This is a genomic window from Flavobacterium fontis (genome assembly GCF_900129405.1).
Taxonomy (GTDB): Bacteria; Bacteroidota; Bacteroidia; order Flavobacteriales; family Flavobacteriaceae; genus Flavobacterium; species Flavobacterium fontis.
Genome location: NZ_FQVQ01000003.1, coordinates 30,586 through 55,966, shown reverse-complemented (window position 1 = coordinate 55,966; position 25,381 = coordinate 30,586). Strand labels below are relative to the sequence as shown.

Sequence of the window (25,381 nt, the reverse complement as noted above, 5' to 3'; positions counted from 1 at the left end):
CATGCTCAAAAAAGAATTACGGTCCTTGTATAAAGCGAAACGCGCGGCATTGGTTGAAGAAGAAATCGAATTCAACAGCGTGGAAATTGCCAACCAACTGTTGCGTATGCCTATTTGGGACTATGTATACTACCATCTTTTTATGACAATTGAAACCCAAAAAGAAATTCAAACCGAATATATTTTGCAAATTCTTTTTGGAAAAGACAAAGAAGTGGTGCTGTCGAAAAGCGATTTTGAATTGGGGACGCTCACTCATTTTTTACTCACTGAAAATACCCAACTTCGCAAAAATGCGTATGACATTCCCGAGCCTGTGGATGGCATTGAAGTGCCCGAAAGCAAATTGGATGTCGTTTTTATACCGTTATTGGCTTTTGATACCAAAGGCAATCGCGTAGGCTATGGCAAAGGTTTTTACGACCGATTTTTGGCAAAATGTCGGCCAGAAACTTTAAAAATAGGGATATCACTATTTGAAGCGGTTCCAGAAATTACCGACGCATCGGCGGAAGATATTCGCTTGGATTATTGTGTCACACCCGAGAGGGTTTATTCTTTTGGTGTGGAGACTTCCTCATGAGTTTCGCCTTCCCAGGGAGCGATGGTTACATTTGAAGGCTCGGGTGTGTGCGCAAAGGCACGTTTGTTGAATACGATCAAAATCCCAACACCGGTAGAAATGGCTACATCGGCTACGTTGAATATTGCATTGAAGAATGTAATTTCTTTGCCGCCCCACAACGGAATCCACGAGGGCAGTACATAGTCTTCAATTATAGGAAAATAGAACATATCCACTACTTTTCCATGAAATAGCGTTCCATAAGGTTGATCGGTAAATAGGGTGGCCAAACGGTGTGTACTATCGTCAAAAATAACCCCATAGAATACAGAGTCTATAATATTTCCGAGGGCTCCTGCGAATATCAAACTGATGGCAACAATCAAGAAATTGTTTTTGCGTTTTTTCACAGAATCCCATAACCAATAGGCGATAACACCTACCGCGATAATACGGAAAAGCGTTAGAAACAATTTGCCATATTCGCCCGGAATCACGGTTCCCCATGCCATTCCTTCATTTTCAATAAAATATAATTTAAACCAATTAAATACCTTCACCTGTTCGCCCAAGATAAAATTGGTTTTCACGTAAATTTTGGAATATTGGTCGATCACCAATAAGAGAAAAATTAGTAAGGCGGCATTTCTTAGTTTCATGACAAACAGGAATGTAACGGGTTTGTTATACGGTGCGGCAAAAGTACTCAATTTTTAAGAAAAACGCCCCGTATCGGAGCGTTTCACTGTACTATTGAAATTTCTTAGCGTTGCATGTTCTTGGCCTCGATACTCATCGTAGCGTGTGGAACAATTTTTAAACGTTCTTTGGAAATCAATTTACCGGTCACTTTGCAGATCCCGTAGGTTTTGTTTTCTACACGGAATAACGCATTTTTCAGGTCGCGAATAAACTTCTCTTGACGAATAGCCAATTGTGAATTCGCTTCTTTACTCATGGTTTCACTTCCTTCTTCAAACGCTTTAAACGTAGGCGAAGTATCGTCTGTTCCATTGTTTAAATCGTTCATATACGCACTTTTAATTAGCTCTAAATCGGCTTGTGCTTTTTCAATCTTTTTTAAGATTAATTCCTTGAATTCTGCTAAATCAGCGTCTGAATATCTCAATTTTTCTTCTACCATAATTTTCCTATTTTGAGATTAGTATTTTGGTTTTTATATCATCAAATTCGAGTTCGATACCTTCTTCCAACACGTCGGTAAAAGTTAGCGAACGGGTCAGCGTTTCAGAACACACATAAGCCTTATTGTTTTCAATGGCTTGTTCTAGTTCGCCGTTGCGTTGCAAAACAACTTCGATTGTATTGGTAACTTCAAATCCCGAGTCCTTACGGATATTTTGGATTCGATTGACCAACTCGCGGGCTATTCCTTCTTCTTTCAAAGCGGAGGTCAAGGTAATGTCTAGCGCCACTGTAATCCCGTTGGCATTAGCCACCAACCACCCTGGAATGTCCTGCGAGGTAATCTCGACGTCTTCGGAGGTTAAAGTTAAATTTTTTCCTGAAATTTCAATATCCAACGTTCCTTCAGCATCAAGCGTATTAATTTGCTCTTGGGAGAAGTCTTGTATCGCTTTGGAAATCAATCCCATATCTCTACCAAAACGGGGTCCGAGGGCCTTAAAATTTGGCTTAATTTGCTTGACCAACACCCCAGATGCATCGTCTAATAATGCCACTTCTTTGACGTTTACCTCGGATTTTATCAAGTCGGAAACCGCTTCAATCTCCGCTTTAAAAGTGGCGTCAAGTACTGGAATCATTACTCTTTGCAGGGGTTGACGTACTTTAATCATCTCTTTCTTACGCAAGGATAATACCAACGATGAAACGGTTTGCGCCTTTAACATTTTACGCTCCAGCGATTTATCAACAAATTTTTCAACAAATTGAGGGAAATTTGCCAAGTGAACACTAGTAAATTCGGGGCTTCCCGTTGCATTGACCAAGTCGCGGTACAACTGATCCATGAAGAAGGGTGCCACAGGAGCCGACAATTTTGCCACTGTAACCAAACAGGTATATAGCGTTTGATACGCTGCAATCTTATCGGTACCGTATTCGCCTTTCCAAAAACGACGACGGCATAAACGTACATACCAATTACTTAAGTTCTCTTGAACGAAATCAGATATCGCACGTGTAGCTTTGGTCGGTTCATAATCGGCATAGGCTTCATCTACCGTTTGGATCAACGTATGCAATTCCGAAAGAATCCAACGGTCAATCTCGGGACGCTCTTGTAAAGGCACTTCGGCTTCTTGGTTGGTAAACCCATCGATATTGGCATACAACGCAAAGAACGAATACGTATTATACAGTGTACCAAAGAACTTACGACGCACTTCTGCCACACCTTCGATATCAAATTTTAAGTTGTCCCAAGGATTCGCATTGGAAATCATGTACCAACGCGTCGCATCGGGGCCGTATTCTTTCAATGTTTCAAACGGATCTACGGCATTGCCCAATCGCTTGGACATTTTTTGCCCGTTTTTGTCCAATACCAAGCCGTTTGACACTACATTTTTGTAGGCTATTTTATCAAACACCAAGGTACCAATGGCATGTAAGGTATAAAACCAGCCACGGGTTTGGTCCACACCTTCTGCAATAAAATCCGCAGGGAAGGCTTCGTTGTTGTCAATGAACGCTTTATTTTCAAACGGATAATGCCATTGCGCATACGGCATAGCGCCCGAATCAAACCACACGTCAATCAAATCGGATTCCCGTTTCATGGCTTTCCCTGAAGGGGCTACCAATACGATGTTATCCACGATATTTTTATGCAAGTCCACCAAATCATAGTTGGCTTCGTCCATATTCCCGATTTCAAATCCGCGGTAAGGATTCTCATTCATTACACCAGCAGCCACCGCTTTTTCAATTTCGTTGTACAACTGTTCGACCGAACCGATACAGATTTCTTCGGTTTTGTCTTCGGTACGCCAAATCGGCAACGGAATACCCCAGTAGCGCGAACGCGACAAGTTCCAGTCGTTGGCGTTTTTCAACCAATTCCCAAAACGGCCTTCCCCAGTCGCTTTAGGCTTCCAGTTGATGGTATCGTTTAGGTCAAACATGCGGTCTTTGACTTCTGTAATTTTGATAAACCACGAATCTAACGGATAGTAAAGAATTGGTTTATCGGTGCGCCAGCAGTGGGGATAACTGTGTACGTATTTCTCCACTTTGAAGGCTTTATTTTCTTCTTTTAAACGAATAGCGATTTCGACGTCGACCGATTTCTCGGGGGCTTCGCCTTCGTTGTAATATTCATTCTTCACATATTTACCCGACAAGTCGCCCAAACCTTGGATAAAACGACCTTGCAAGTCTACCAACGGTACCGGATTACCTGCTTCGTCCAACACCAACATAGGGGGAACTTCGGGTGTAGCTTCTTTAGCCACTTTGGCATCATCTGCACCAAAGGTTGGGGCGGTATGTACGATACCCGTTCCATCTTCGGTAGTCACAAAATCACCCGAGATCACACGGAACGCATTTTCTGGCGATTGATACGGTAATACATACGGTAACAGTTGTTCGTAGCGAATCCCTACCAAATCAGCACCTTTGACTTCGGCTAGCACGGCATACGGAATCTTCTTATCTTCCGATTTGTAGTTGGTAAAATCGGCTTCGCTTTCAGCTGCCGTATATTTTCCACCAAAAACTTTAGTTAGCAAGGGTTTGGCCAGAATTACTTGAATGGGTTCGAATGTATATTGGTTAAATGATTTTACCAACACGTAATCGATTTTGGGTCCGACCGTCAACGCGGTATTCGAAGGCAACGTCCAAGGTGTGGTCGTCCAAGCCAAGAAATGAATGTCTCCGAAACCTTGTAAGAAGGTCGGCAAACTATCGGGAACCGCTTTAAATTGAGCCACAATCGTGGTATCGGTCACATCGCGATAGGTGCCGGGTTGGTTCACTTCGTGGGAAGACAAACCCGTTCCTGCTTTGGGTGAATAGGGTTGAATGGTGTATCCTTTATACAACAAGTTCTTGTTATAGATTTGTTGCAACAACCACCAAACGGTTTCCATGTATTTGGATTTGTAGGTTACATACGGATCGTTCATGTCGACCCAGTAGCCCATTTTTTCCGTCAAATCATTCCACACATCGGTGTAGCGCATAACGGTGCGTTTACACGCTTCGTTGTATTCGGTTACGGAAATGGTTTTCCCGATATCTTCTTTGGTGATGCCTAATTCTTTCTCGGTGCCTAATTCAACCGGTAAGCCGTGGGTATCCCAGCCCGCTTTTCGTTTTACTTGGAACCCTTTTTGGGTTTTATACCGGCAAAAAATATCTTTGATTGCACGTGCCATCACGTGGTGAATCCCCGGCAATCCATTGGCTGATGGCGGTCCTTCAAAAAACACATAAGGCGTAGCTCCGTCGCGCGAAGTAACACTTTGTTCAAAAACGTTATTTTCTTTCCAAAACTTCAGCACTTCCTCGGCTACTAGCGGCAAGTCAAGTCCTTTGTATTCAGTAAACTTAGTACGCATTTTGTGGTTTTCTTAAATCAGTTTGCGAAAGTAATGAAATTTGGCATATAAGTAGCTAAAATTGATGCAAGGGCACTGATTTTTAGGAATAATTTAGATAGCGTTTGTTGGAAATGCAACGTTGCTAAGGCTGCTTACGGATAGCGTAACAAAATCAGGTTGATTGATAGTTAGTGGCTAGTGACTAGTGATTAGTTATTAGTGACTAGTGATTAGTGACTAGTGACTAGTAATTAGTGACTAGTAATTAGTGACTAGTGGCTAGTGACTCCTCCTAAGCAAACACCTCGCGAAGTACCTCCAACGACTTTGGTTTTTTGAACGCATCGAGGTGGATGGCATAAAAATCCAAAAGAATTTTGAGTAAAATCGCGCGTTCGGTGCTGGTGAACACTTTTCCTGGATTTTCGATTTTTTGTTCCATGAGTTTACGCCAAAGTACCGTCTCGTGGGCATTCAAGCAGCTGACTCCTTGAAAAGGCACAAATATGCCTTCAATCATTTCAAAAAAAGGATCGGTAGTATTGTCTTGTTCGGGATAAAATCCAAGGTATTTGGTCACTTCGAGTAATAAAATCAAATGAAAATTGGCAATATCATCGTGGGCATCCAACCATAATAATGCAGATTCTAGTAAGGCAAACAGTTGGCTATTTTTCTCTTCCTCCCGAATGCTGTGGTGCAATATTTCGGAGAGAAAAATTACGATGGTACTTTTCACAATATGACTCGGGATGGACTGGTACGGTACTGCCAAGCGAATTTCCTTAAAATGTTCCAACGTCCCTTTATTCTTATGGTTGGCTTCAATTTCGAGCAGCGTCAACGGTTGAAAATAGGCCATTTTGGAGGCGCTCTTTTTTCCCGAAAACGCATTCGGCACAAAATACGATTTGAGGCCGTCGCTTTGGGTATAGCACTTTACAATCAAGCTTTTCTCTTGATATTTTAAGGCCGATAAAACGATGGCTTTGGTTTTTACGAGCATGGTTAAAAATTTACCTTTAGTAACAACACAAGGTTGACAAAGAAATTACCCAGGGTGAAAACACAACTTTCATGGTAACACTATCGAATAATCATTACTTTACGCACCGTAGTCTCAATTCCGTCTTGAGCAGAAATGAAAATCATATAGACGCCCGAGGCCACACGGTATTTTCCAAAAGCGGTCGTATCCCATTCGATAGTACCTCCCGCTGCGGTGGTTTCAAAAACCAAATTTCCTTCGATATCGGTAATTTTGATCACCGCTTTATCGGTCAAACCCGCAATTTTTACCGTACCCGCATATTCAGGGCGAACGGGATTCGGATATACAAATACACTAGCCAAATCATCGCTGGGTGCGGTAGCATTGGCTTTGAAAGAAACCAATCCTTTTTCGGTGGCAAAAAAGACCTCTCCGGTGGTTCCGTCAATCTCAATATCATTTACGGTGTTGCTCGGTAAGGGGGAATTTTCTTTGGTAAACTGATAAATCGTTTCTTGCCCGTTGGGAGACACCAAAAACACCCCAGAATCGGCCAAGGAAACCCATTTGCGATTGGCGCCATCGACACAAATATCCAACACCACTTGTTCAAAAAAGAGTTCTTGCGCAAGGGTTTGACCGTTGATAATTTCATTGATAATAATGGGACGCGATTGCAAGGACTCGGCGTTAATAAATGCATCGGCTGAGGATAACGTTCGCAGTCCCCGTGCTGTGCCAATCCACACCTGATTTCGGTTGTCGATGGCTACACAACGTACGTCCAAACTCGGCAGGTTGCCTTCGGTTCCGGTTTTGACAAATAAAAATTTATTGCTGTAATTTTCATTAAAGGCTACCAACCCATTGGCCCGGTAGGTGGGAATCCATTTGGTGTTGTTTTTATCGATGGCTATTTGTCCATACCGCTCAAAAAAGGGCTCGGTGAAAATATTGGTTAAATCATACGATTGCCACTGTCCTGTTTTTCGAAACACTTTCAACCCTTTATCGACATAAGCATTGGTTAACCATAAATCACCGCGGGAATCGTAGGCCAATCCATTGATACGAATGTCAACATACGAAGGATCGGGCGGGGTTAATTGTAGCGATTCCAACCCGTTCGCTCCTGTGTTGGTTTGGTTAAACAAGGTAGTCGGGACCAGATCTTCCAATTTTAAAATTCCCGAGAAATAAGAACTTACAAAAATTTCATTCGCGTTGGAGGGGTTAACTACTAGACTCGTCAAACTTCGGGCGTTGAGCACATCGGTGGTTGGTATTTTGCTCCATCCTTGTTCTTTGTCAAAATAATTGATGGGAAAAAGGTAGGGTTGAAACGGCGGATTGGGGTTGTACGGATCGTAGGTAAAACTAAATCGGCCATACGTTACAAACAGCTTGTCTTCGGTCTTTTTCAATCGAAAAGGTTGGTTTAAATCGGGACCATCGGGTTTTAGTGTAGTGACATTACTAGGAGCGCTTATGGGAAACTGTAGCAAGCCTACTTCATTGGTGGCAATGTAAACCGTTTCATCAGCTACCGTGGCCGCATTGAAGGTTACGGGTTGTGGGGTATAATTGGAAGTATTGTAATTGACCAAAACTACACCCGCCGCATTGGCTACCATTACTTTTTGGGCAGTAGTCAGCACAATGTAATCGGCGGTGGTTCGAAAATCAATAGGTGGTTGTCCCACCGAAAACAATAACGTATAGGACGTTCCATTCCAGCGGTAAACATTTCCATCGGCGTTGAAGAAAACGGACTGATTTTGAAACGCTTGTGCACCATACCAAAAGCCGCTGTCGTGCAAAACCCATTGGGAAAAATCGATCAAAAACGGATTGGTCACAGCCGCTTTTTTGATACGAAAGTTCCCCATGACAGCGTAGATCGAATTGTTGTATACCGTGGTTTGAATAACCCTTGTTTGGGCGCCACCATCCCCGATATAGTAAGTGTCGCTAAATTCTTGTTGGTTCAAATTGAACACCGAAATCCCATAATCGGTAGAAAGATAGACCTTCCCATCAAACTCCGAAAAATGATTAATGCGCTTTTGGCCGGCGGGAACGGGTACTTCGGTAAGGATACCGTTTTTGAAAGCTACGGTTCCATCGGCTTGTATAACCAATAATAAGCCATTGCTATTACCCACTAAAAGTACTTGAAAAGCCTCGCTGTAATGAATGGCCGTTATGTTTTCTGCTTTTAAACCATTGACACTGGTAATGGTTTCTAGGAATCCATCGGGTTTTTGAAAAAAAAGGGCGTTCTCGGAGGCTGCATATACGGTAGTCCCGCGCTGAGTTAAAGCCCCCAGTTGGTTAAACGAAAAATACCCCTGCCACAAGCGGTTGGTTTGCGCTCCAACACATTGAACGAGGAACAGGAATATCAGTAGGTGTTTTTTCATAGCGAAAGGATAGTAGTATCGTAACGCAATATTACGTAAAATCATATCGAAAGCATAAAAAAAACCTCCTCTCAAAACGAGAGAAGGTTTGCTTTATAATCATGTTTTTAACGACTAGACGACGCCTTGCCCTAACATCGCATCGGCTACTTTTACGAAACCTGCAATATTTGCTCCACGAACGTAGTCAACAAAACCCGTTTCATCTTTACCATATTTCACACAAGATTCGTGAATATCACTCATAATTTTGTGTAAACGTTGGTCAACTTCTTCACGGGTCCAGCTTAAACGCAAGGAGTTTTGTGACATTTCCAATCCAGAAGTGGCTACCCCACCCGCATTGGATGCTTTTCCAGGAGCAAACAAGATTTTGGCAGCCAAGAAGGCCTCGATAGCTTCAGGTGTGGAAGGCATATTAGCACCTTCAGCCACGCAAATACAACCGTTGGCAATCAACATTTTGGCTTCTTCTCCATTTAATTCGTTTTGAGTAGCGCAAGGTAACGCAATGTCACATTTCACTTCCCAAGGACGTTTGCCCGCTACGAAAGTGGCGTTGGGATATTTCGCTACGTACTCATTGATACGACCGTAACGAACATTTTTGATTTCCATGATATAGGCCAATTTCTCAGCATCGATTCCATCAGCATCGTAGATGTATCCAGAAGAGTCAGAAGCCGTTACAACTTTTCCTCCCAATTGGGTTGCTTTTTCGATGGCGTATTGGGCTACATTTCCAGAACCAGAAACCACTACCGTTTTTCCTGAAAAACTTTCGCCACGAGTTGCCAACATATTTTGGGCAAAATAAACATCGCCGTAACCGGTTGCTTCAGGACGAATTAACGAACCTCCAAACGTGATGCCTTTTCCTGTTAAAACGCCTGTAAATTCGTTGCGTAATTTTTTATATTGACCAAACATATAGCCGACTTCACGTCCTCCCACACCAATATCTCCAGCAGGTACGTCGGTATCAGCTCCAATATGGCGCGAAAGTTCTGTCATAAAGGCCTGACAAAAACGCATAATCTCATTGTCTGATTTTCCTTTTGGGTCAAAATCTGAACCTCCTTTACCACCGCCCATAGGAAGTGTGGTTAAACTGTTTTTGAATACTTGTTCAAACGCAAGGAATTTTAAAATACTCAAGTTTACTGAAGGGTGGAATCGAATCCCTCCTTTGTAAGGTCCGATAGCTGAATTCATTTGAATACGATACCCACGGTTTACCTGTGTATTCCCCTGATCATCAATCCAACACACGCGGAACATGATGACACGCTCGGGCTCAACCATACGCTCTAAGAGCATTTTGTTTTGGTATTTGGCATTCTGTTCAATGAAAGGAATTACGGTCTCCGCCACTTCCTTTACGGCCTGCATGAACTCAGGCTCATTGGCATTTCTTTTAGCCACTTCGGCTAAGAAATTGTGGATTGCTTGTGACATACTTTATCAGTTTGTTTAAGAAAACGTTTTCGTTTTAATTTCGACAAATATACATTTTATAAAAATATGGGGTTCATTTTTTTTAAATCCGCATAATTTTTATTTAAACGTTAAGATATCTTAAAGAAGTTTGTGGTTTTGAAGCCATTTTAAAACATTTTATGCTTTTTTTCGTAGATAAAGAAGTATTTTTTTAATTTGTTTTCCAAGTGAATGATGTTTTTATATATTTGTCGGGAATTGAAAAAACTCGTATGCGGACGTCTAAGTATTTTATTTTGACCTTATTGCTTTTGCTGGGATTAACCCACCGTACGGCAGCGCAATTTGGGTTTTCCCACGAAATCGGGGGTATTTTTGGTCCGGTGGCCTTTCAATCTGATTATGGAGAGCGTAATGACTTTTCTACCAATGCTGGTAACACAGGTTTTGGTATTGGATTGATTCATTACCTTAATTTCTCGTATCGCGCGGAGTGTAACTGTTACACCCCAGAAACGTATTTCAATGACCACTTTAAATTACGTTCAGAACTTTCCTATAACAAAACCAACTTACAGCATTTTGGTCAATGGGTAGACGAACGTAAAAGCTCTTTAACAGCACAACAATTGCGTGCCATGCGTGGGAGCACTGCGGTAACCAATATCGGGATGCAATTGGAATTTTACCCATTCAGTATTCGTGATTTTACAGCAACCACAGGCTCTTGGGCGCCATTCTTAGGTTTTGGAGCACAATTCTCGTTTTTCAAACCCACCGCTTACTCTGAATTAGGACCTGGTTTAGGAGAGTTACCAACCGTGACTCCTATCAAATATTTGGAAGCGTTTGATACTCGTGGAGGTACCACATGGTCTTTGGTATCGAGTATCGGAACCCGATATAAATTGACAGAACTCTCCGACTTAATGGTAGAATTGCGTTGGCAATATTACTTTTCCAACTGGGTGGATGGTTTAAGTCCAGATCCCCGCGTGTATACTGAAAACCGCGCAAACGACTGGAACTTGATGTTGAACTTCGGTTATATTTATTACTTACAATAGGATTATTAATTCCAAAAAAAATAAAGCTCCAAGTTAATTTGGAGCTTTATTTTTTTATTCCTTTTTAAATAATCTATCGAAACGCTTGTTCCAAATCGGCAAGTAGATCGTCAATGTCTTCGACTCCTACACTCAAACGGACCAAGTCATCAGAAATTCCGCCGGCTTTTCGCACGTTTTCGGGAATCGACGCATGGGTCATCAACGCCGGGTGATTGGCTAAAGATTCTACGCCCCCTAATGATTCTGCCAAGGTAAATACTTTTACTTTCTCCAAAAATGCAATGGCATCTTCGCCTTTTCCCGATTTAAATGTAAACGAGACCATGCCCCCAAAATCGCGCATTTGTTTTTTGGCAATGGCATGAAAAGGATGATCGGGTAAACCGGGATAAAACACTTGATCTACCGCAGGATGGTTGCTTAAAAACTCTACCACCTTATGGCCATTTTCGCAATGCCGTTGTACCCGCAAATGCAACGTTTTGATGCCGCGCAGTACAAGATAACTATCCATGGGTCCGAGGGTTCCTCCCGTAGCAAATTGTTTAAAATGCAATTCATCCCCTAGCGCTTTGTCTTTGATGACCAACGCCCCAGCAATAACATCGCTATGACCTCCTAAGTATTTGGTTGCTGAGTGCATTACGATATCCGCTCCTAGGTCTAACGGTTTTTGCAAATACGGCGTAGCGAACGTATTGTCGACTGCAAATAAAATATTGTGTTTCTTCGTGATCTCGGCAATAGCAGCAATATCGGCCAATTTCATTAAGGGATTCGTGGGGGTTTCTACCCAAACCAATTTGGTGTTTTCATTGATTAAAGCCTGAAACGCATCTAAATCGTTCATGTCGACAAAATGAAATTTTAGGCCGCTATCTTTATATAAACGCGTAAACAAACGATACGTACCGCCATACAAATCGTCCATAGCGATGATTTCATCTCCCGCTTTAAAAAGGCGTAACAAACAGTCGGTTGCTGCCAAACCGGAAGCAAAGGCTAACCCACGTGCGCCATTTTCGATTGACGCTAAGGCATCTTCCAATGCTTGACGAGTAGGATTGGCTGCTCGACTATATTCGTAGTCGCCTACGGGTTTCCCGGGACTCGCTTGTGCATACGTTGACGTTTGAAATACGGGAGGCATTACCGCTCCAGTTACGGGTTCGTGGTGTTGTCCACCATGAATTACTTTGGTATTAAATTTCATAAGGTAAAATCTAAATTGTGGGCAAAGGTAGGGAATTTGGTTGTTAGTTGTCGGTTGTCGGTTGTCGGTTGTTGGTTGTCGGTTGTTAAACTGAACATTGCATATTGCTAAACCAATTTCTTCAAATACATCAACATCCCATAATGGATGCCTTCGTGGAACGCGTTGAAGGTTACGGCATCTTGAAAGGTTGCCAAGTGAAATCCGGTTTGGGACTGGTATTCGTTGAATGTGGTGAATTTACCCGATTGCCAATCGTGCTTGAATTGTTCGACGGTGGAAAGCAATAACGCTTTGATTTCATCCACCTCTTCTTGGGTAGCGTTGCCGTCAGGTCGGGAACCATTTTGATACTTCACCACCATCTCTTGTGGGATATTGATCGGCAAATTGGACAAGGTATACATCAGTTTTTGTTGGGAAACAATAACGTGTCCTGCTTGCCAAATCATATTGTTGGACAAGCCCTCAGGGATTGTGTTAAGTTGGTCTAAGGTATACGCATCTAGGAATTTAAGATACAATTTACGACTAGTTTCCCAGGTTTTAAGAAAGGATTCCATGTAGGTTTAATTTTCTTACGAAGATAAAGTTTTTACTATTTTAAATTTTGACTGCCAAATTATAAATGTTGGATACGTGATGTTGTTTTTATGAGCACAATGGATTACAAGTTAAAAGTTTCTCCTTGATTATATGTCCATTTCAAAATATTGTCCAATACTGCTCACTGTTGACTGATGACTGTTGACTGAATACTGATTCCTGATTCCTGATGACTGCCCACTGATCACTGATGACTGCCCACTGATCACTGCTTACTGAATTCTCCCCCAGAATCCCTACTTTTGCCAAAAACATTCTCATGCGAAAAATATACTACCTCAAAACGTGTGATACCTGCAAACGGATCTTGAAATCACTCCCCAATACGGAGGGATTTGTATTTCAGGACATCAAAGAGGCGCCGCTCACGGTTGCACAACTCGATGAAATTCACGCCCTGACGGGATCCTATGAAGTGTTGTTCAGCAAGCGCGCGAAGTTGTATAAAGAACGCAATATGAAAGATGATGTTTTAACCGAAGTCGATTACAAGCGCTACATTTTGGAACATTACACCTTTTTGAACCGTCCGGTGATTGTGGTAGAGAACCAAGTTTTTGTTGGCAACAGTCCAAAAGTTGTGGCACAAGCCATAGCCGCCTTATCATGAGTAAACGTGCTTGGGCGCTCGTCGCTGCCACTTTGGTTTCGATAATTTACGGGGTAACGTTTACGATTGCCAAAGACGTTATGCCGCGCTATGTTGAACCCTTTGGGTTTATTGTATTGCGCGTTGGGGGTTCGGTGATCTTGTTCTGGCTGTTATCGTTTTTTGGTCCCAAAGAAAAAATTGCCCGTACTGATTTCCCTCGAATTGCTGCCGCAGCCTTGTTTGGAGTGGCGTTCAATATGCTAACATTTTTCAAAGGATTGAGTTATACCTCACCGATTATGGGCGCCGTATTGATGGTCTCTACCCCTATGATTGTGTTGGTGCTTTCGGCCCTTTTGATGAAAGAACGCATGAAAACCTCAAAGATTTTGGGAATCGTGTTGGGACTGATTGGAACGGTTACCTTGATTTTGTATGGGAAATCGGTGGTGAATGCTTCCAATGCAACGTTGGGTAACTTGCTCGTGTTTGTCAATGCGGTATCGTATGGGTTTTACCTCATCATTGTCAAAAAATTGATGGACAAATACAACGCCTTCACCTTTGTGAAATGGATTTATACCTTTGGTTTCCTCATGGTGTTGCCGTTTGGGTGGAGCGAATTTCAAGCCATTGCTTGGCCGACCCTGGGTATTGACATTCTCTGGAAAATTGGTTTTGTTGTGGTATTTTCTACGTTTTTGACCTATTTATTGAACTTAGTATCGATGCGGGAGTTAAAACCCACGACTGTAGCGGTATTTATCTACTTACAACCCTTGTTTGCAACGTTTTTTGCTGTGAGTTTAGGCAAAGACGACGTAAACCTTATAAAGCTACTCTCAGCGGGATTGATCTTTGCGGGAGTGTATCTGGTGACGCGTAAGAAGTAACCCCCAACCCCAAAGGGGAGTTGTTAGTTTCAAGTTTGAGGTTTAAAGTTTCAGGTTTATTTCGCTTCGCTACATCAGTCGGCTAAAGCCTCGCGTCAGGTTTCAGGTTTCAAGTTTCAGGTTTCAGGTTGCGTTCTAAGAACGTGAATTTTCAAATTTACAGTCGTAAGTCACAAAGTCGTAAGTCGTAAGTCAACAAGTATTTCTTAGAGAGAACATTTTCAAATCTTCAAATCGCCTCATTTTCAAATTAACCCATTGACACATCGACACATTGCCCCATCGGCACATTTTCAAATTAAAAGTCGTAAGTCAACAAGTATTTCTTAGATAGAACATTTTCAAATCTTCAAATTGACACATTTTCAAATTAAAAGTCGTAAGTCAGCCAGTCGTAAGTCGTAAGTCGACAAGTATTTCTTAGATAGAACATTTTCAAATCTTCAAATCGCCTCATTTTCAAATTAACACATCGACACATTGACACATCGGCACATTGACACATCGGCACATCGACACATTTTCAAATTAAAAGTCGTAAGTCGTAAGTCAACAAGTATTTCTTAGATAGAACATTTTCAAATTTTCAAATTGACACATTTTCAAATTAAAAGTCGTAAGTCAGCCAGTCGTAAGTCGTAAGTCAACAAGTATTTCTTAGAAAGAACATCTTCAAATCTTCAAATTGACACATTTTCAAATTGCCACATTGACACATCGACACATTGCCACATTACCCCATTACCACATTCCCTCCAAAAAAACTATCTTTGCTCCTTTACGAAATGTATGATACAATCCATGACAGGTTTTGGGAAGGCTTCATTGCCTTTGCCGACCAAAAAAATCACCGTTGAAATCAAATCGTTGAACAGCAAGGGGCTCGATGTTAATACCCGTATGCCCTCGATGTACCGCGAGATGGAACTTGGTGTGCGGAACTTACTATCGCAACGTTTGGAACGCGGTAAAATCGATTTCTCCTTGTTTATAGAAATTACGGGAGAAGAAACAGCGTCCAAAATCAATGCGCCTATCGTGAAGGGGTATATTGCACAAATGCGGGAAATTCTCCCGGAGGCCGATGCCACCGAACTCATGAAAATGGCCGTCCGTATGCCTGATGCTTTAAAAACCGAACGCGACGATATCGACGAGGCCGAATGGGCACATATCCAATCGGTAATTGATGAGGCGCTAACGGCAATGATCAACTTTCGCCGTGATGAAGGATTGGCGCTTGAAAAAGAGTTTACCCAGCGCATTGCCAACATTCGCGCACTCATGCAAGAGGCTGTGAGTTACGACGCGGAGCGTATAGATACCGTGAAAACGCGCTTACGAACGGCTTTGGAAGAACTTAGCGCCAACGTAGACGAGAATCGCTTTGAGCAAGAACTCATTTACTACCTTGAAAAATACGACATTACCGAAGAACGTGTGCGCCTCGACAATCACCTCAATTATTTCCTTGAAACCCTAGCAGGAAATGAGGCCAACGGTCGTAAACTTGGCTTTATCACGCAAGAAATGGGCCGTGAAATCAATACGATGGGGTCAAAATCGAACCATGCTGAAATGCAAAAATGTGTCGTTTTGATGAAAGATGAATTGGAAAAAATTAAAGAACAGGTTTTAAACGTTCTGTAAACGTTAGCACCATAAACAACACACATGTCAACAGGAAAATTAATCGTCTTCTCAGCCCCTTCAGGGTCAGGAAAAACCACCATTGTTCGTCACCTATTGGGTATTCCAGAGCTGAATTTAGAGTTCTCGGTTTCCTGTACCACCCGTGCCCCGCGCGGCAATGAAGTCCACGGCAAAGACTACTACTATATCAGCATCGCCGATTTTAAACAGCACATCAAAGCCGAGGATTTTGTGGAATGGGAGGAAGTATACCGCGATAATTTTTATGGCACGTTAAAAAGTGAAGTCGAACGCATTTGGGCCTTGGGTAAAAATGTAATTTTTGACATCGACGTGGCAGGTGGGTTACGGATCAAAAAGAAATTTCCCGAGCAAACCTTAGCCGTCTTTGTGAAACCCCCAAGCGTAGACGAATTGAAACGCCGCTTGAAAGAACGCTCCACAGAAACCGACGAAAAAATCAATATGCGTATCGCCAAAGCCCACGTCGAATTGGCCACCGCCCCACAGTTTGACAAAATCATTAAAAATTATGACTTGGACACGGCAAAGCAAGAAGCGGTGGAGTTGGTAAGGGGGTTTGTTGGGGGTGACTAGTGATTAGTGACTAGTGATTAGTGACTAGTGATTAGTGACTAGTGATTAGTGACTAGTGATTAGTGATTGGTGACTAGTGATTGGTGACTAGTGATTGGTGATTGGTGATTGGTGATTGAAGATTAAGGCTGAAATTTATATATTTGATTTTTAAATCTTAGCCATTATGAATTCAATTAAAAGCCACAAAGATCTCCACATTTGGAGAAAAGGAATGGATATCACGGAAGCTATTTTTCGACTTGTAAAATCATTCCCAAAAGAAGAAAAAGACATTCTAACTAACCAAATGAAACGCTGTGCTCTGTCAATTCCTTCAAACATTGCAGAGGGATTTGGAAGAAATTCAAATCGATCTTTTATATATTTTCTCGCAATAGCAAGAGGTTCACTTTACGAATTAGAAACGCAGTTACTACTAGCCGAACGTTTTCACTATATCAAAGATGTTCAATTACTGCATACTGTTCTTCTTCAAATCCAAGAAGAAGGTAAAATGATAAATGCATTTTCGAAAACATTACATTAAAAAAAGTTCTTACTTTACAACATAAATATACTCGTAACTAGACACTCCCGAAATATCGGAACTAGTCACTAATCACTAGTCACTCTATGAAAATCGGTCTCTACTTCGGCACCTTCAACCCCATTCATGTGGGGCATATGATTATTGCGAATCATTTGGCAGAGTATTCCGATTTGGATCAAATTTGGATGGTGGTAACGCCGCACAATCCGCATAAAGAGAAACGTACGTTATTGGACGATTACCAACGCCTACATTTGGTGCATTTGGCAACAGAAGCCTATCCAAAAATCAAGCCTTCGGACATTGAGTTTAAGTTACCGCAGCCCAATTATACCGTGAATACCTTGGTACATTTGTTGGAAAAGTTTCCGCAACACGAGTTTGCCTTAATCATGGGGGAAGACAATCTGAATTCACTGCACAAATGGAAAAATTACGAGTACATCTTGGAACACCACGCGATTTATGTCTATCCGCGTGTAGCCGCTGGGGAAGCCTTACCCGAACTGCTGGAACATCCGCACGTGCACAAGATTAACGCACCCATAGTAGAAATTTCCTCTACAGCGATACGCGAGGGCATTGCGCAACAAAAAAATGTGCGTCCGCTCCTACCCGATGCGGTTTGGGACTATGTTGATGCGAATTTGTTGTATCGGTAAAATAATAGTTTTAGATATGAAGACAACTCAAAACAATTCCAACGTAAATCGTGAAAAAAAAACCTTCTTCACCCTTCTTCGCCCTCAATTACGCATTTTAGGGTTAATTTTCCTTTTCATTGGGGCTACAATTCAATTAGGAGCCAAATTAATGGATAAAAAAATTCCTGAATATACCTCTCTTTTATTTGTTGTTGGTTTTGGTTTATTTCTAATTCATCGGTGGGTTGCAAAAAAGTAATTACCGCCTAAACTTTTTTTCTAAATAGACAGAAAAGAATATATGTTTAATGTGGCAGATAGAACCTTAACATTCCCTTACCACCCGTTATAAAGGGAATGAATTACCTTTGGGGTTTAATTTTTTGAATGATGAATAATTTTGAACTATACAATCCGGTCAATTATATTTTTGGCCGTGGACAAATCGCAAAATTGGCCGAAGTAACGCCCAAAAACACTAAAATCTTGTTGGCGTATGGCGGAGGGAGTATCTTTAAAAATGGCGTCTATGACCAAGTGAAAACCGCTTTGGCAGGGTATGATTGTATCGAATTTGGGGGTATCGAACCCAATCCGCGGTATGAAACCTTGATGAAGGCAGTGGAATTGATTCGTGCTGAAAACATTGGCTTTGTTTTGGCTATTGGTGGTGGAAGTGTGATTGATGGCGTGAAATTTATTTCGGCCGCGGTCAACTATCCCGGCGATGCAATTGAAATTTTAAAGCAACGCATTTTGTTTAAAGACGCTTCAGTTTGTGTGCCTTTTGGTACAGTATTGACGTTACCTGCAACGGGTTCGGAAATGAATTCGGGGGCCGTAGTCACCATCGATGCAACCCAAGAAAAATTGACCTTAGGCGGCAGTGCTTTGTTTCCGAAATTCTCGATAGTAGACCCTACGGTTATTGCCTCGTTACCCAAACGTCAATTGCAAAACGGAGTGGTCGACGCGTTTACCCATGTAATGGAACAGTATTTAACTTACCCTCATGACGCACAGTTGCAAGACCGTATTGCAGAAAGTATTTTGCAAACCTTGATTGAAATTAGCCCCTCGGTAGTCGAAAACCCTACCGATTATAAATTGGCGTCCAATTTTGTGTGGTCGGCGACGATGGCTTTGAACGGTTTGATTCAAAAAGGAGTTCCTTCCGATTGGGCGACACACATGATTGGGCACGAATTGACCGCTTTGTATGAGATTGATCATGCCCGTACGTTAGCGATTATCGGTCCAAACCTCTACCGTGTGATGTTTGAAACGAAAAAAGAAAAATTGGCCCAATACGGGCAACGCGTTTGGAATTTAACAGGAACTCCTGACGAAATTGCCAAAGCTGCGATTGACAAAACCGTAAACTTTTTCCATACAATGGGCATGAAAACCCGTATTTCGGAAAATGCTGAAAATATTGAAGGCACAGCCGATTTCATCGTGCAACGCTTTGAAGAACGGGGTTGGTTGGGCCTTGGAGAACGACAAAATGTAACCCTTGAAAAAGTGCGCGAGATTGTAACGCTCAGTTATTAATCCAATGGCTTACAACACAAAAGGCGTTCCGTTTAAAACCGAACGCCTTTTTTTCAACCCAAAACAAAAATTCACTAAACTAACCTTTGAAAAGATAACGAGGGTAAAAACTCGAAATTGTAGTTTGCTGTGTTAAAATAAACGTTAAAGTTTTTAAGGTCCCGTTTCGGTGGAATCTTGGGTAGCCAAAATAAAAAACCTATTTTTGAAAAATCAAACCCACACCCATGCAAAAACAACCTAAAGTTGCGGTGATCGGTGGCGGCAGTTGGGCCACAGCTATCGCCAAAATGCTATGCGTTAACTTGGACGAAATCGCCTGGTACATGCGCAACGGTTCGGCCATTGATCATTTGAAAGCGTATAAACACAATCCGAACTATTTGAGCTCGGTGGAATTTGATATTACCAAATTACGGTTGACACAAGACATCAATGAAGCTGTTGCCTATGCGGATTATGTGATTTTTGCCATTCCTTCGGCCTTTTTAAGCCGTGAATTAGAAAAGTTGACCGTGAGCCTTGACGATAAGATTATCTTTTCGGCTATCAAAGGCATTGTGCCCGAAACCTTTTTGATTGTTGGCGAACATTTTCATACTACGTACGCCATTCCCTACCACAACATTGGAGTAATTACGGGGCCTTGTCATGCTGAAGAAGTGGCGCTTGAGCGTTTATCGTATTTGACCATTGCCTGTGGAGATACCAAAAAAGCACGCGTAATGGCCAAACTATTGGCGGGAAATTACATCAAGACCAAAACCTCCGATGACATCATTGGTACGGAATATGCGGCTATGTTGAAAAACATTTACGCCATTGCAGCCGGGATTGCCCATGGTTTGGGCTATGGCGATAATTTCCAATCGGTCATTATGAGTAATGCCATTCGAGAAATGAAAAAGTTCATCAAAAAAGTGCACCGTATGAAACGCAATATCAACAATTCGGCTTATTTGGGCGATTTGTTGGTCACGGGTTATTCAGTTTTTTCCCGCAACCGCATGTTTGGAAACATGATTGGAAAAGGGTATACGGTCAAATCGGCCATGATGGAAATGAGTATGGTCGCTGAAGGCTATTACGCTGTAAAAAGTGCCTACAAACTCAATCAAGACTATAAAGCGAAAACCCCCATTATTGATGCGGTCTATGCCGTTTTGTATGAAGGGAAAGATGCCAAAAGCACATTTAAAACATTAACCGAACAATTGGATTAAAAAAAGAGCCTCAAAATTGAGGCTCTTTTTTTGGACTATCGGTATCGAATAGACTATACTTTGGTCATTTTTAAGTACACCAATTGATTGGAGTTACTGGTGGTGTAGGCCACTACAATTTCGGTATAGGTTAACGATACTATGGTTAGCGATTGCGTAATTACTTGAGTCGAACCTCCAGCGTTGGTGGTATAACGCAAAGTTAGACTGGTCGACAAACGGTTGTACGTTCCCGAAATTGATTGGTTGGTACACGTTCCTGAATTCACAAAATCGTTTTGTTGATAGGTAAAATCAGCATTAAAGATGTAATTGTCTTTATCACAATTGGCATCATTTACATAATTGGTGTAGTTGATGGCGCCTTGTGCATTCATCGTCCCCGTTTGGGTAATTTCCCATTTGCCCACGAGGTAATTTTGTTGCACAAACGTCTCTTCGTCTTCTCCACAAGCGGTAAAAAGCAAAGGGAGTGCCATTAAAAGGAATACGAACTTCTTCATCTTATTGTGCAATAACTTCAATGTTGTCAATTTGGTACGTCGAGGTAATATTATTGGTACCTCCTACATAACGGAACGAAATGTACACGGTTCCGGTATACGCAGATAAATCCACATTTCCTGAACTGGTAAAGTTGGTTGGGAAACTTGTCGTTTGTGGTGCAAAAGTAGCCGGCAATTGGGTCCAAGTTGCAGCATTTACATCGGCAACCAATCCTGAACCATTATAGTTGGTCGAAATCCATACCGTAACCGCCTCACCATTGGCAAAACCAATTTTTGACCCAAAACGCAAGAAAGCTCCAGTGGTACCTGTCAAATTGATTCCTGGTGTAATTAAACGCGTATCTACGTTGTTTTCAGCTGGCGTTAATCCAAAAGGAGAAAACTGCGCGTATTTATTTCCGCTGAAGATACGAGCTTCCCAACGTTCATTTCCACCATTCATTGATACGTTACTCCATCCGGGTAAAGCAATGAATTGGTTGTTTCCTGTGTTGGCAATTCCTTCAAAGTTTTCAGAGAACAACGGTACCAAACGAGGTCCTGTCAATTTAATATCTTCTTCCGTACGGGCAACAAACTGGTAGTCAGAACCAAATTTTGTCAAGATACCACGCACTTTCCCACGGCCAGAAGCCACAGGACGAGAAGCAAAGTTGGCAAAACTACTGGTACGGAAAATTACTGTATTTCCATCGGCATCTACCAACAAGTGATTGGTCGCTCCACCTAAGTCATTATTTGCATCGTAATACGTAGTGGTAATCGCTTGGTTAGAAAACTGAACATTTTCCAATTCTACCAAAGTATTGATGTTGGCATCATTCAACAATTGAGGAATCGTCAAGGTGCGCTTTAATTGGTCTTCAGGAACAAGGGTACAAGCTTTGTTCAAAACGGAACGGTAAAGTGCTGGCGCCAAACGACCAACCGACGCGGTTCCCGTAGAATTTACAAACAATCCCCCAAAACGACGACCTCCATTGCTTACGTCGGTGTACAAATCTTTCATTTTGATTAATACTTTACGTCCGGGTTCAAACGTAATAAACGTTGACGTTACATCTACAGGCACACTGAACGCAGAAGGAACAGGATTTGCTGTCGTAGGAATCGTTTGAAAAGAAATCGATTTGAAGAAGTTACCCCCTTTATCGGAAGAAACTACATAGGCTTCAATCACATCGTCTTGGGTGTACTGTGCTACGGTAGATCCCGCAGTAATTTCCGCAACTTCTTTGGTTTTCACCAAGGTCGTTTCGATACAATTAACTTGAGGCGTATCGTAATCATCGTCGTTCACACAACCGACAAAAGTACTTGCTAAAAGCGTTAGCGCAAGAACGGGTTTAAAAAAAGTTGTTTTCATATTGTGCTTTTATTTTTTTTAGAAATTAATGTAAAAATTGAAGAAGTAGGTACGTCCGAAACCGTAGAAATAACGTGGTGCAAAAGCAGGAGTTCCACTAGATACATCTTGGTTTAACTCACGGAAATTGGCATTACGTGCTTGTTCAAATCCGCCCGTTTTGTAACGTACATCAAAGATATTATTTAACGTGGCAAATAATCCCAAGGTGATTGGATTTTTACCAGAAATTCTCCACGATTTTCCTCCGGTTAAGTTGACAAGTGTGTACGGATCGAATTTTTCTTGTTTCAACAATTGATCCACACGTTCTTGAGTGGCTTCGGGGAATTGGAATCCATTGGCATCTAATGGATTACGTAAGAAACTATTGGTGCGTAATACAGAAGAAACATCCAAATACGTATCGGCCAAGTAGTTTACATTGGCTCCTACCCACCAGAACTTAGGATCGCGGTATTCTAAACCGACGGCATACGCTTGATTAGGGATACCCGGTTGACGGTAGTTTTTCAATTTAGATTCTCCTAAATTCACTAAAGTCGATAATCCACGAGCTGCTCGGGTGTCATCGTTCAACACTACATTTGGATTGCTGTTGTACGTAAACTGTCCATAGGAAGCCGCCGCAGTAGCTTTAATGGTAGAAGTGATTTGGTATTCCAAACCTAACTCGGCTCCAAAATTCAATTTATCCAATCCCGTAACAATCTCAGCTACGAAAGCATCGCCTCCGTCACCATCGTTATCTTCAAAAGCTCCCTCAGCAAAGAAGAAAGAGGTTTCGGTAGCATTTTGAATGTTAGCGTAATAAGCTGTGATACGCGCTTTGAAGGTTGGCGTTTTGATCGCATAACTCAAATCCAAGTTAGACACGCGCTCGCTTTCTAAATTGCGAATCGGAGTATTGCTTAAACGAGCATTGAAAAACACATTACGCATCGATGGCGCTTTGGTCATGAAAAGACTGTTCATGGTCAAAAAGTGTTTACCTGTAACTTTATAGGTTAACCCTCCTTTGAATCCAAAATTGTCAAAATCAACTTTTTCACTTTTCCCAAAAGAAGAGTTGGCGTAAATTCCATTTCGGTATAACCCTTCGCGTTGGTATGTTTTACGGCTAAAGGACTGTCCCAAGTAAAAATCTACTTTTTTGTACGTAAATTTAAACTGGGTAAAGGCGTCGATATGGTCGGCAAACAAATTGTAATTATAGCCATATTTATCCCCTTCACCTACACGACGATTCGGATTATTTAAGTCGGGTTGTTGTGCTGTCCCAGACTGAAATGGATCAACATCTACAAAATGAGAACCTCCCAATAAGTCGGTCAACATTTGGAAGTTGGCCGATTTCAAACGGCTGTAGCTCGCTCCCCCATTCATCACAATGTTATCAGCTAGCTGTGAACTTAAGATGGTATTGGCGACAAACAAGTTATCATCTGTACGATCTTCATACAAAACGTATTTACTTTCAGCGGCTTGACGACCAATTTCATTACCATTGGCGTCCAAAATAGGCGTTGTATTGGCGCGGTACATGGCATTCCAATCGATTTGACGTTGGGTTAAAAACGGCGCGTCCATAGCTCCTACCAAGTTGGGCGTAAATACACCTCCTAAACCTCCAGGTTGGTAAGCAGATGCGGGTACCACAGAAGGATCATTTTCATACAAAGAGGTAAAATAACTAGGTAAGTTTTGGTAATACGTTGGATCAGGATTCGCTGCATTCACGAAGTCCAAACGCGAGTTTCCAATTTTACCGAACTGGTACATTACATTGGAAGTCAAACGTGTTTTGTCGCTTAGTTTCCAATAGTGGGTAAGCATCAAAATAGGTTCGTCCACCTCACGGTCACGAGAATTGCGTTTTTCTCCATCTTGCCAACCCCAGAAAGAGTTGTAGTTCACTCCGGCAATACTGTTGATTTCATCGGTATTGGAAGAGTTACGACCCCGACGGTTTTGTGCATAAATGGTGGTTAAGTTCAAACTATGGTTGTCGTTGATTCGTTTTTCAATGCTAGCAAAAAGCGAATTTGCAGAGTAATCAGTTCCCTCAAAATACGCTTCTTGTGCCCAACGACGCGAGGCCGAAATGACAAACGCCCATCCATCGGCATTCATTCCAGAAGCATGGGTAGCCATGGCACGCCAGTTGTAGTTGGTATTGGTCCCAGCATACGACAAACGGGTACCTTTGCGGTAAATTGATGCGCGGGTATTGATTTCTTGCGTTCCTAAAATTCCACCGAAGGTATAATCAGAAGGGGCAGAACCCATGGTAAATTCTTGGTTACGCGTAGCATCGTTTAATCCCCCCCAGTTCCCCCATTGTGGACGGTTGTCCAACAATTTATTCATCACCACACCATTGATCATAGTGGTCGCATATTCATTGTCTAAACCACGGATACGGAAACGAGCTTGTCCCCAGTTGAACGCGGCGGCTTGTTGATACGTATCCCGAGAAGCTTGCAACAAACCTGCTGTATTTTCAGAACCGCTGTTGTCATCATTCAAGTCGTTTTCAAGAATAGTAATCAAGTTGATTTGCTGCTCTAAGGTCACATCCTCTTCCAAGATAATTAATCCTAAATCAGAGATTTGACCCTTAGCGACTTCTACATTTAGAAGTTGGTCTTTAAATCCGGTGCTACTCACTTTCAAAAGGACAGCTCCAGGATTTAAATCGTTGAATACAAACTCCCCCTCGCGGTTGGTCACTTGGGTAAAGTTGGTGTTCTGAATAGAAACGATGACGTTTTGCAAGGCCTTGTTCGTCTTCGCTTCCACTACTTTACCTTTCACTCCGCTTCCAGATTGCGCAACGGCAGCCCAGCACTGAAGGAGCAGTAAAGTAACATAAACAAGTTTTTTCATAAATAAAGCAATGTTAATTTTGATATAAAAAAAGTTAAGATAAACTTAACAGCCAGCAAAGGTACATTTTTTCATTATAATATTTA

General features: G+C 41.9%; 22 protein-coding genes. 11 read left to right on the top strand and 11 right to left on the bottom strand.

Annotation, left to right across the window (positions count from 1 at the left end; genetic code table 11):
• Nucleotide 1 precedes the first annotated feature (1 nt).
• Nucleotides 2-583 carry a 5-formyltetrahydrofolate cyclo-ligase gene (locus tag BUC17_RS03730; RefSeq protein WP_073362053.1) on the top strand — a complete coding sequence of 194 codons (582 nt, stop codon included), beginning with the start codon at nucleotides 2-4 and terminating at the stop codon, nucleotides 581-583.
• Here BUC17_RS03730 and BUC17_RS03725 read toward each other — a convergent pair.
• The 6 genes from BUC17_RS03725 to gdhA form a co-directional block, all read right to left on the bottom strand.
• The gene (locus BUC17_RS03725) at nucleotides 553-1,224 is read right to left on the bottom strand and encodes a lipoprotein signal peptidase (protein ID WP_083544724.1); all 672 of its coding nucleotides are present in this window, start codon (nucleotides 1,222-1,224) and stop codon (nucleotides 553-555) included. The two genes, BUC17_RS03730 and BUC17_RS03725, sit on opposite strands and share 31 nt — an antisense overlap.
• Before the next feature lie 104 nt (nucleotides 1,225-1,328).
• Nucleotides 1,329-1,709, bottom strand: a complete 381-nt coding sequence (locus BUC17_RS03720; RefSeq protein ID WP_073361760.1) for a TraR/DksA family transcriptional regulator — start codon at nucleotides 1,707-1,709, stop codon at nucleotides 1,329-1,331.
• Nucleotides 1,710-1,716: 7 nt separating this feature from the next.
• Nucleotides 1,717-5,118: an isoleucine--tRNA ligase gene (ileS, locus tag BUC17_RS03715; RefSeq protein WP_073361758.1), complete on the bottom strand. Its 3,402-nt coding sequence runs from the start codon at nucleotides 5,116-5,118 to the stop codon at nucleotides 1,717-1,719.
• A gap of 274 nt (nucleotides 5,119-5,392) precedes the next feature.
• Nucleotides 5,393-6,106 carry a DNA repair protein RecO gene (gene recO, locus BUC17_RS03710; protein ID WP_073361756.1) on the bottom strand — a complete coding sequence of 238 codons (714 nt, stop codon included), beginning with the start codon at nucleotides 6,104-6,106 and terminating at the stop codon, nucleotides 5,393-5,395.
• A gap of 80 nt (nucleotides 6,107-6,186) precedes the next feature.
• Nucleotides 6,187-8,514, bottom strand: a complete 2,328-nt coding sequence (gene porZ, locus BUC17_RS03705; protein WP_073362051.1) for a type IX secretion system anionic LPS delivery protein PorZ — start codon at nucleotides 8,512-8,514, stop codon at nucleotides 6,187-6,189.
• 114 nt (nucleotides 8,515-8,628) lie between these two features.
• On the bottom strand, nucleotides 8,629-9,972 hold the full coding sequence (gene gdhA, locus BUC17_RS03700; RefSeq protein ID WP_073361754.1) for an NADP-specific glutamate dehydrogenase: 1,344 nt from the start codon (nucleotides 9,970-9,972) through the stop codon (nucleotides 8,629-8,631).
• 254 nt (nucleotides 9,973-10,226) lie between these two features.
• On the opposite strand from gdhA, the gene BUC17_RS03695 reads away from it, so the two are divergent.
• Nucleotides 10,227-11,021: a THC0290_0291 family protein gene (locus BUC17_RS03695; protein ID WP_073361751.1), complete on the top strand. Its 795-nt coding sequence runs from the start codon at nucleotides 10,227-10,229 to the stop codon at nucleotides 11,019-11,021.
• 73 nt (nucleotides 11,022-11,094) lie between these two features.
• Here BUC17_RS03695 and BUC17_RS03690 read toward each other — a convergent pair whose 3' ends face one another.
• Together BUC17_RS03690 and BUC17_RS03685 are read right to left on the bottom strand one after the other, a co-directional pair.
• On the bottom strand, nucleotides 11,095-12,237 hold the full coding sequence (locus BUC17_RS03690) for a cystathionine gamma-synthase (protein WP_073361749.1): 1,143 nt from the start codon (nucleotides 12,235-12,237) through the stop codon (nucleotides 11,095-11,097).
• A gap of 107 nt (nucleotides 12,238-12,344) precedes the next feature.
• A complete protein-coding gene (locus BUC17_RS03685) occupies nucleotides 12,345-12,800 on the bottom strand; it encodes a DinB family protein (protein WP_073361747.1) in 456 nt (151 codons plus the stop codon).
• Between the two features lie 302 nt (nucleotides 12,801-13,102).
• Between BUC17_RS03685 and BUC17_RS03680 the strand changes: the two genes are divergently transcribed.
• The 9 genes from BUC17_RS03680 (at nucleotide 13,103) to BUC17_RS03640 (ending at nucleotide 20,531) form a co-directional block, all read left to right on the top strand.
• Complete coding sequence (locus BUC17_RS03680; protein WP_073361745.1) at nucleotides 13,103-13,453, top strand: arsenate reductase family protein; 351 nt, start codon at nucleotides 13,103-13,105, stop codon at nucleotides 13,451-13,453.
• Entirely contained in the window at nucleotides 13,450-14,328 is an 879-nt protein-coding gene (locus BUC17_RS03675; RefSeq protein WP_073361743.1) for a DMT family transporter, read from the top strand. The genes BUC17_RS03680 and BUC17_RS03675 overlap by 4 nt, the downstream gene beginning before the upstream one ends.
• Nucleotides 14,329-15,117: 789 nt before the next feature.
• The gene (locus BUC17_RS03670) at nucleotides 15,118-15,978 is read left to right on the top strand and encodes a YicC/YloC family endoribonuclease (RefSeq protein WP_073361741.1); all 861 of its coding nucleotides are present in this window, start codon (nucleotides 15,118-15,120) and stop codon (nucleotides 15,976-15,978) included.
• A gap of 24 nt (nucleotides 15,979-16,002) precedes the next feature.
• Complete coding sequence (gene gmk, locus BUC17_RS03665; protein ID WP_073361739.1) at nucleotides 16,003-16,578, top strand: guanylate kinase; 576 nt, start codon at nucleotides 16,003-16,005, stop codon at nucleotides 16,576-16,578.
• Between the two features lie 166 nt (nucleotides 16,579-16,744).
• Complete coding sequence (locus tag BUC17_RS03660; RefSeq protein WP_073361737.1) at nucleotides 16,745-17,107, top strand: four helix bundle protein; 363 nt, start codon at nucleotides 16,745-16,747, stop codon at nucleotides 17,105-17,107.
• An 86-nt stretch (nucleotides 17,108-17,193) separates the two neighbouring features.
• Complete coding sequence (nadD, locus tag BUC17_RS03655) at nucleotides 17,194-17,772, top strand: nicotinate (nicotinamide) nucleotide adenylyltransferase (RefSeq protein ID WP_073361735.1); 579 nt, start codon at nucleotides 17,194-17,196, stop codon at nucleotides 17,770-17,772.
• Between the two features lie 16 nt (nucleotides 17,773-17,788).
• Nucleotides 17,789-18,013 (top strand): hypothetical protein, encoded by a 225-nt coding sequence (locus BUC17_RS03650; RefSeq protein ID WP_073361733.1) that lies wholly within the window; start codon nucleotides 17,789-17,791, stop codon nucleotides 18,011-18,013.
• Nucleotides 18,014-18,144: 131 nt separating this feature from the next.
• A complete protein-coding gene (locus BUC17_RS03645) occupies nucleotides 18,145-19,308 on the top strand; it encodes an iron-containing alcohol dehydrogenase (protein ID WP_073361731.1) in 1,164 nt (387 codons plus the stop codon).
• Nucleotides 19,309-19,535: 227 nt separating this feature from the next.
• Nucleotides 19,536-20,531 (top strand): NAD(P)H-dependent glycerol-3-phosphate dehydrogenase, encoded by a 996-nt coding sequence (locus BUC17_RS03640; protein WP_073361729.1) that lies wholly within the window; start codon nucleotides 19,536-19,538, stop codon nucleotides 20,529-20,531.
• Between the two features lie 53 nt (nucleotides 20,532-20,584).
• Here BUC17_RS03640 and BUC17_RS03635 read toward each other — a convergent pair whose 3' ends face one another.
• From BUC17_RS03635 to BUC17_RS03625, 3 genes are read right to left on the bottom strand one after another with little or no spacing between them, the layout of a single operon-like run.
• Nucleotides 20,585-21,034: a lipocalin family protein gene (locus tag BUC17_RS03635; RefSeq protein WP_143161703.1), complete on the bottom strand. Its 450-nt coding sequence runs from the start codon at nucleotides 21,032-21,034 to the stop codon at nucleotides 20,585-20,587.
• A 1-nt stretch (nucleotide 21,035) separates the two neighbouring features.
• Entirely contained in the window at nucleotides 21,036-22,406 is a 1,371-nt protein-coding gene (locus tag BUC17_RS03630) for a DUF5689 domain-containing protein (protein WP_073361725.1), read from the bottom strand.
• An 18-nt stretch (nucleotides 22,407-22,424) separates the two neighbouring features.
• The gene (locus BUC17_RS03625; RefSeq protein ID WP_073361723.1) at nucleotides 22,425-25,295 is read right to left on the bottom strand and encodes a TonB-dependent receptor; all 2,871 of its coding nucleotides are present in this window, start codon (nucleotides 25,293-25,295) and stop codon (nucleotides 22,425-22,427) included.
• Nucleotides 25,296-25,381: the final 86 nt, after the last annotated feature.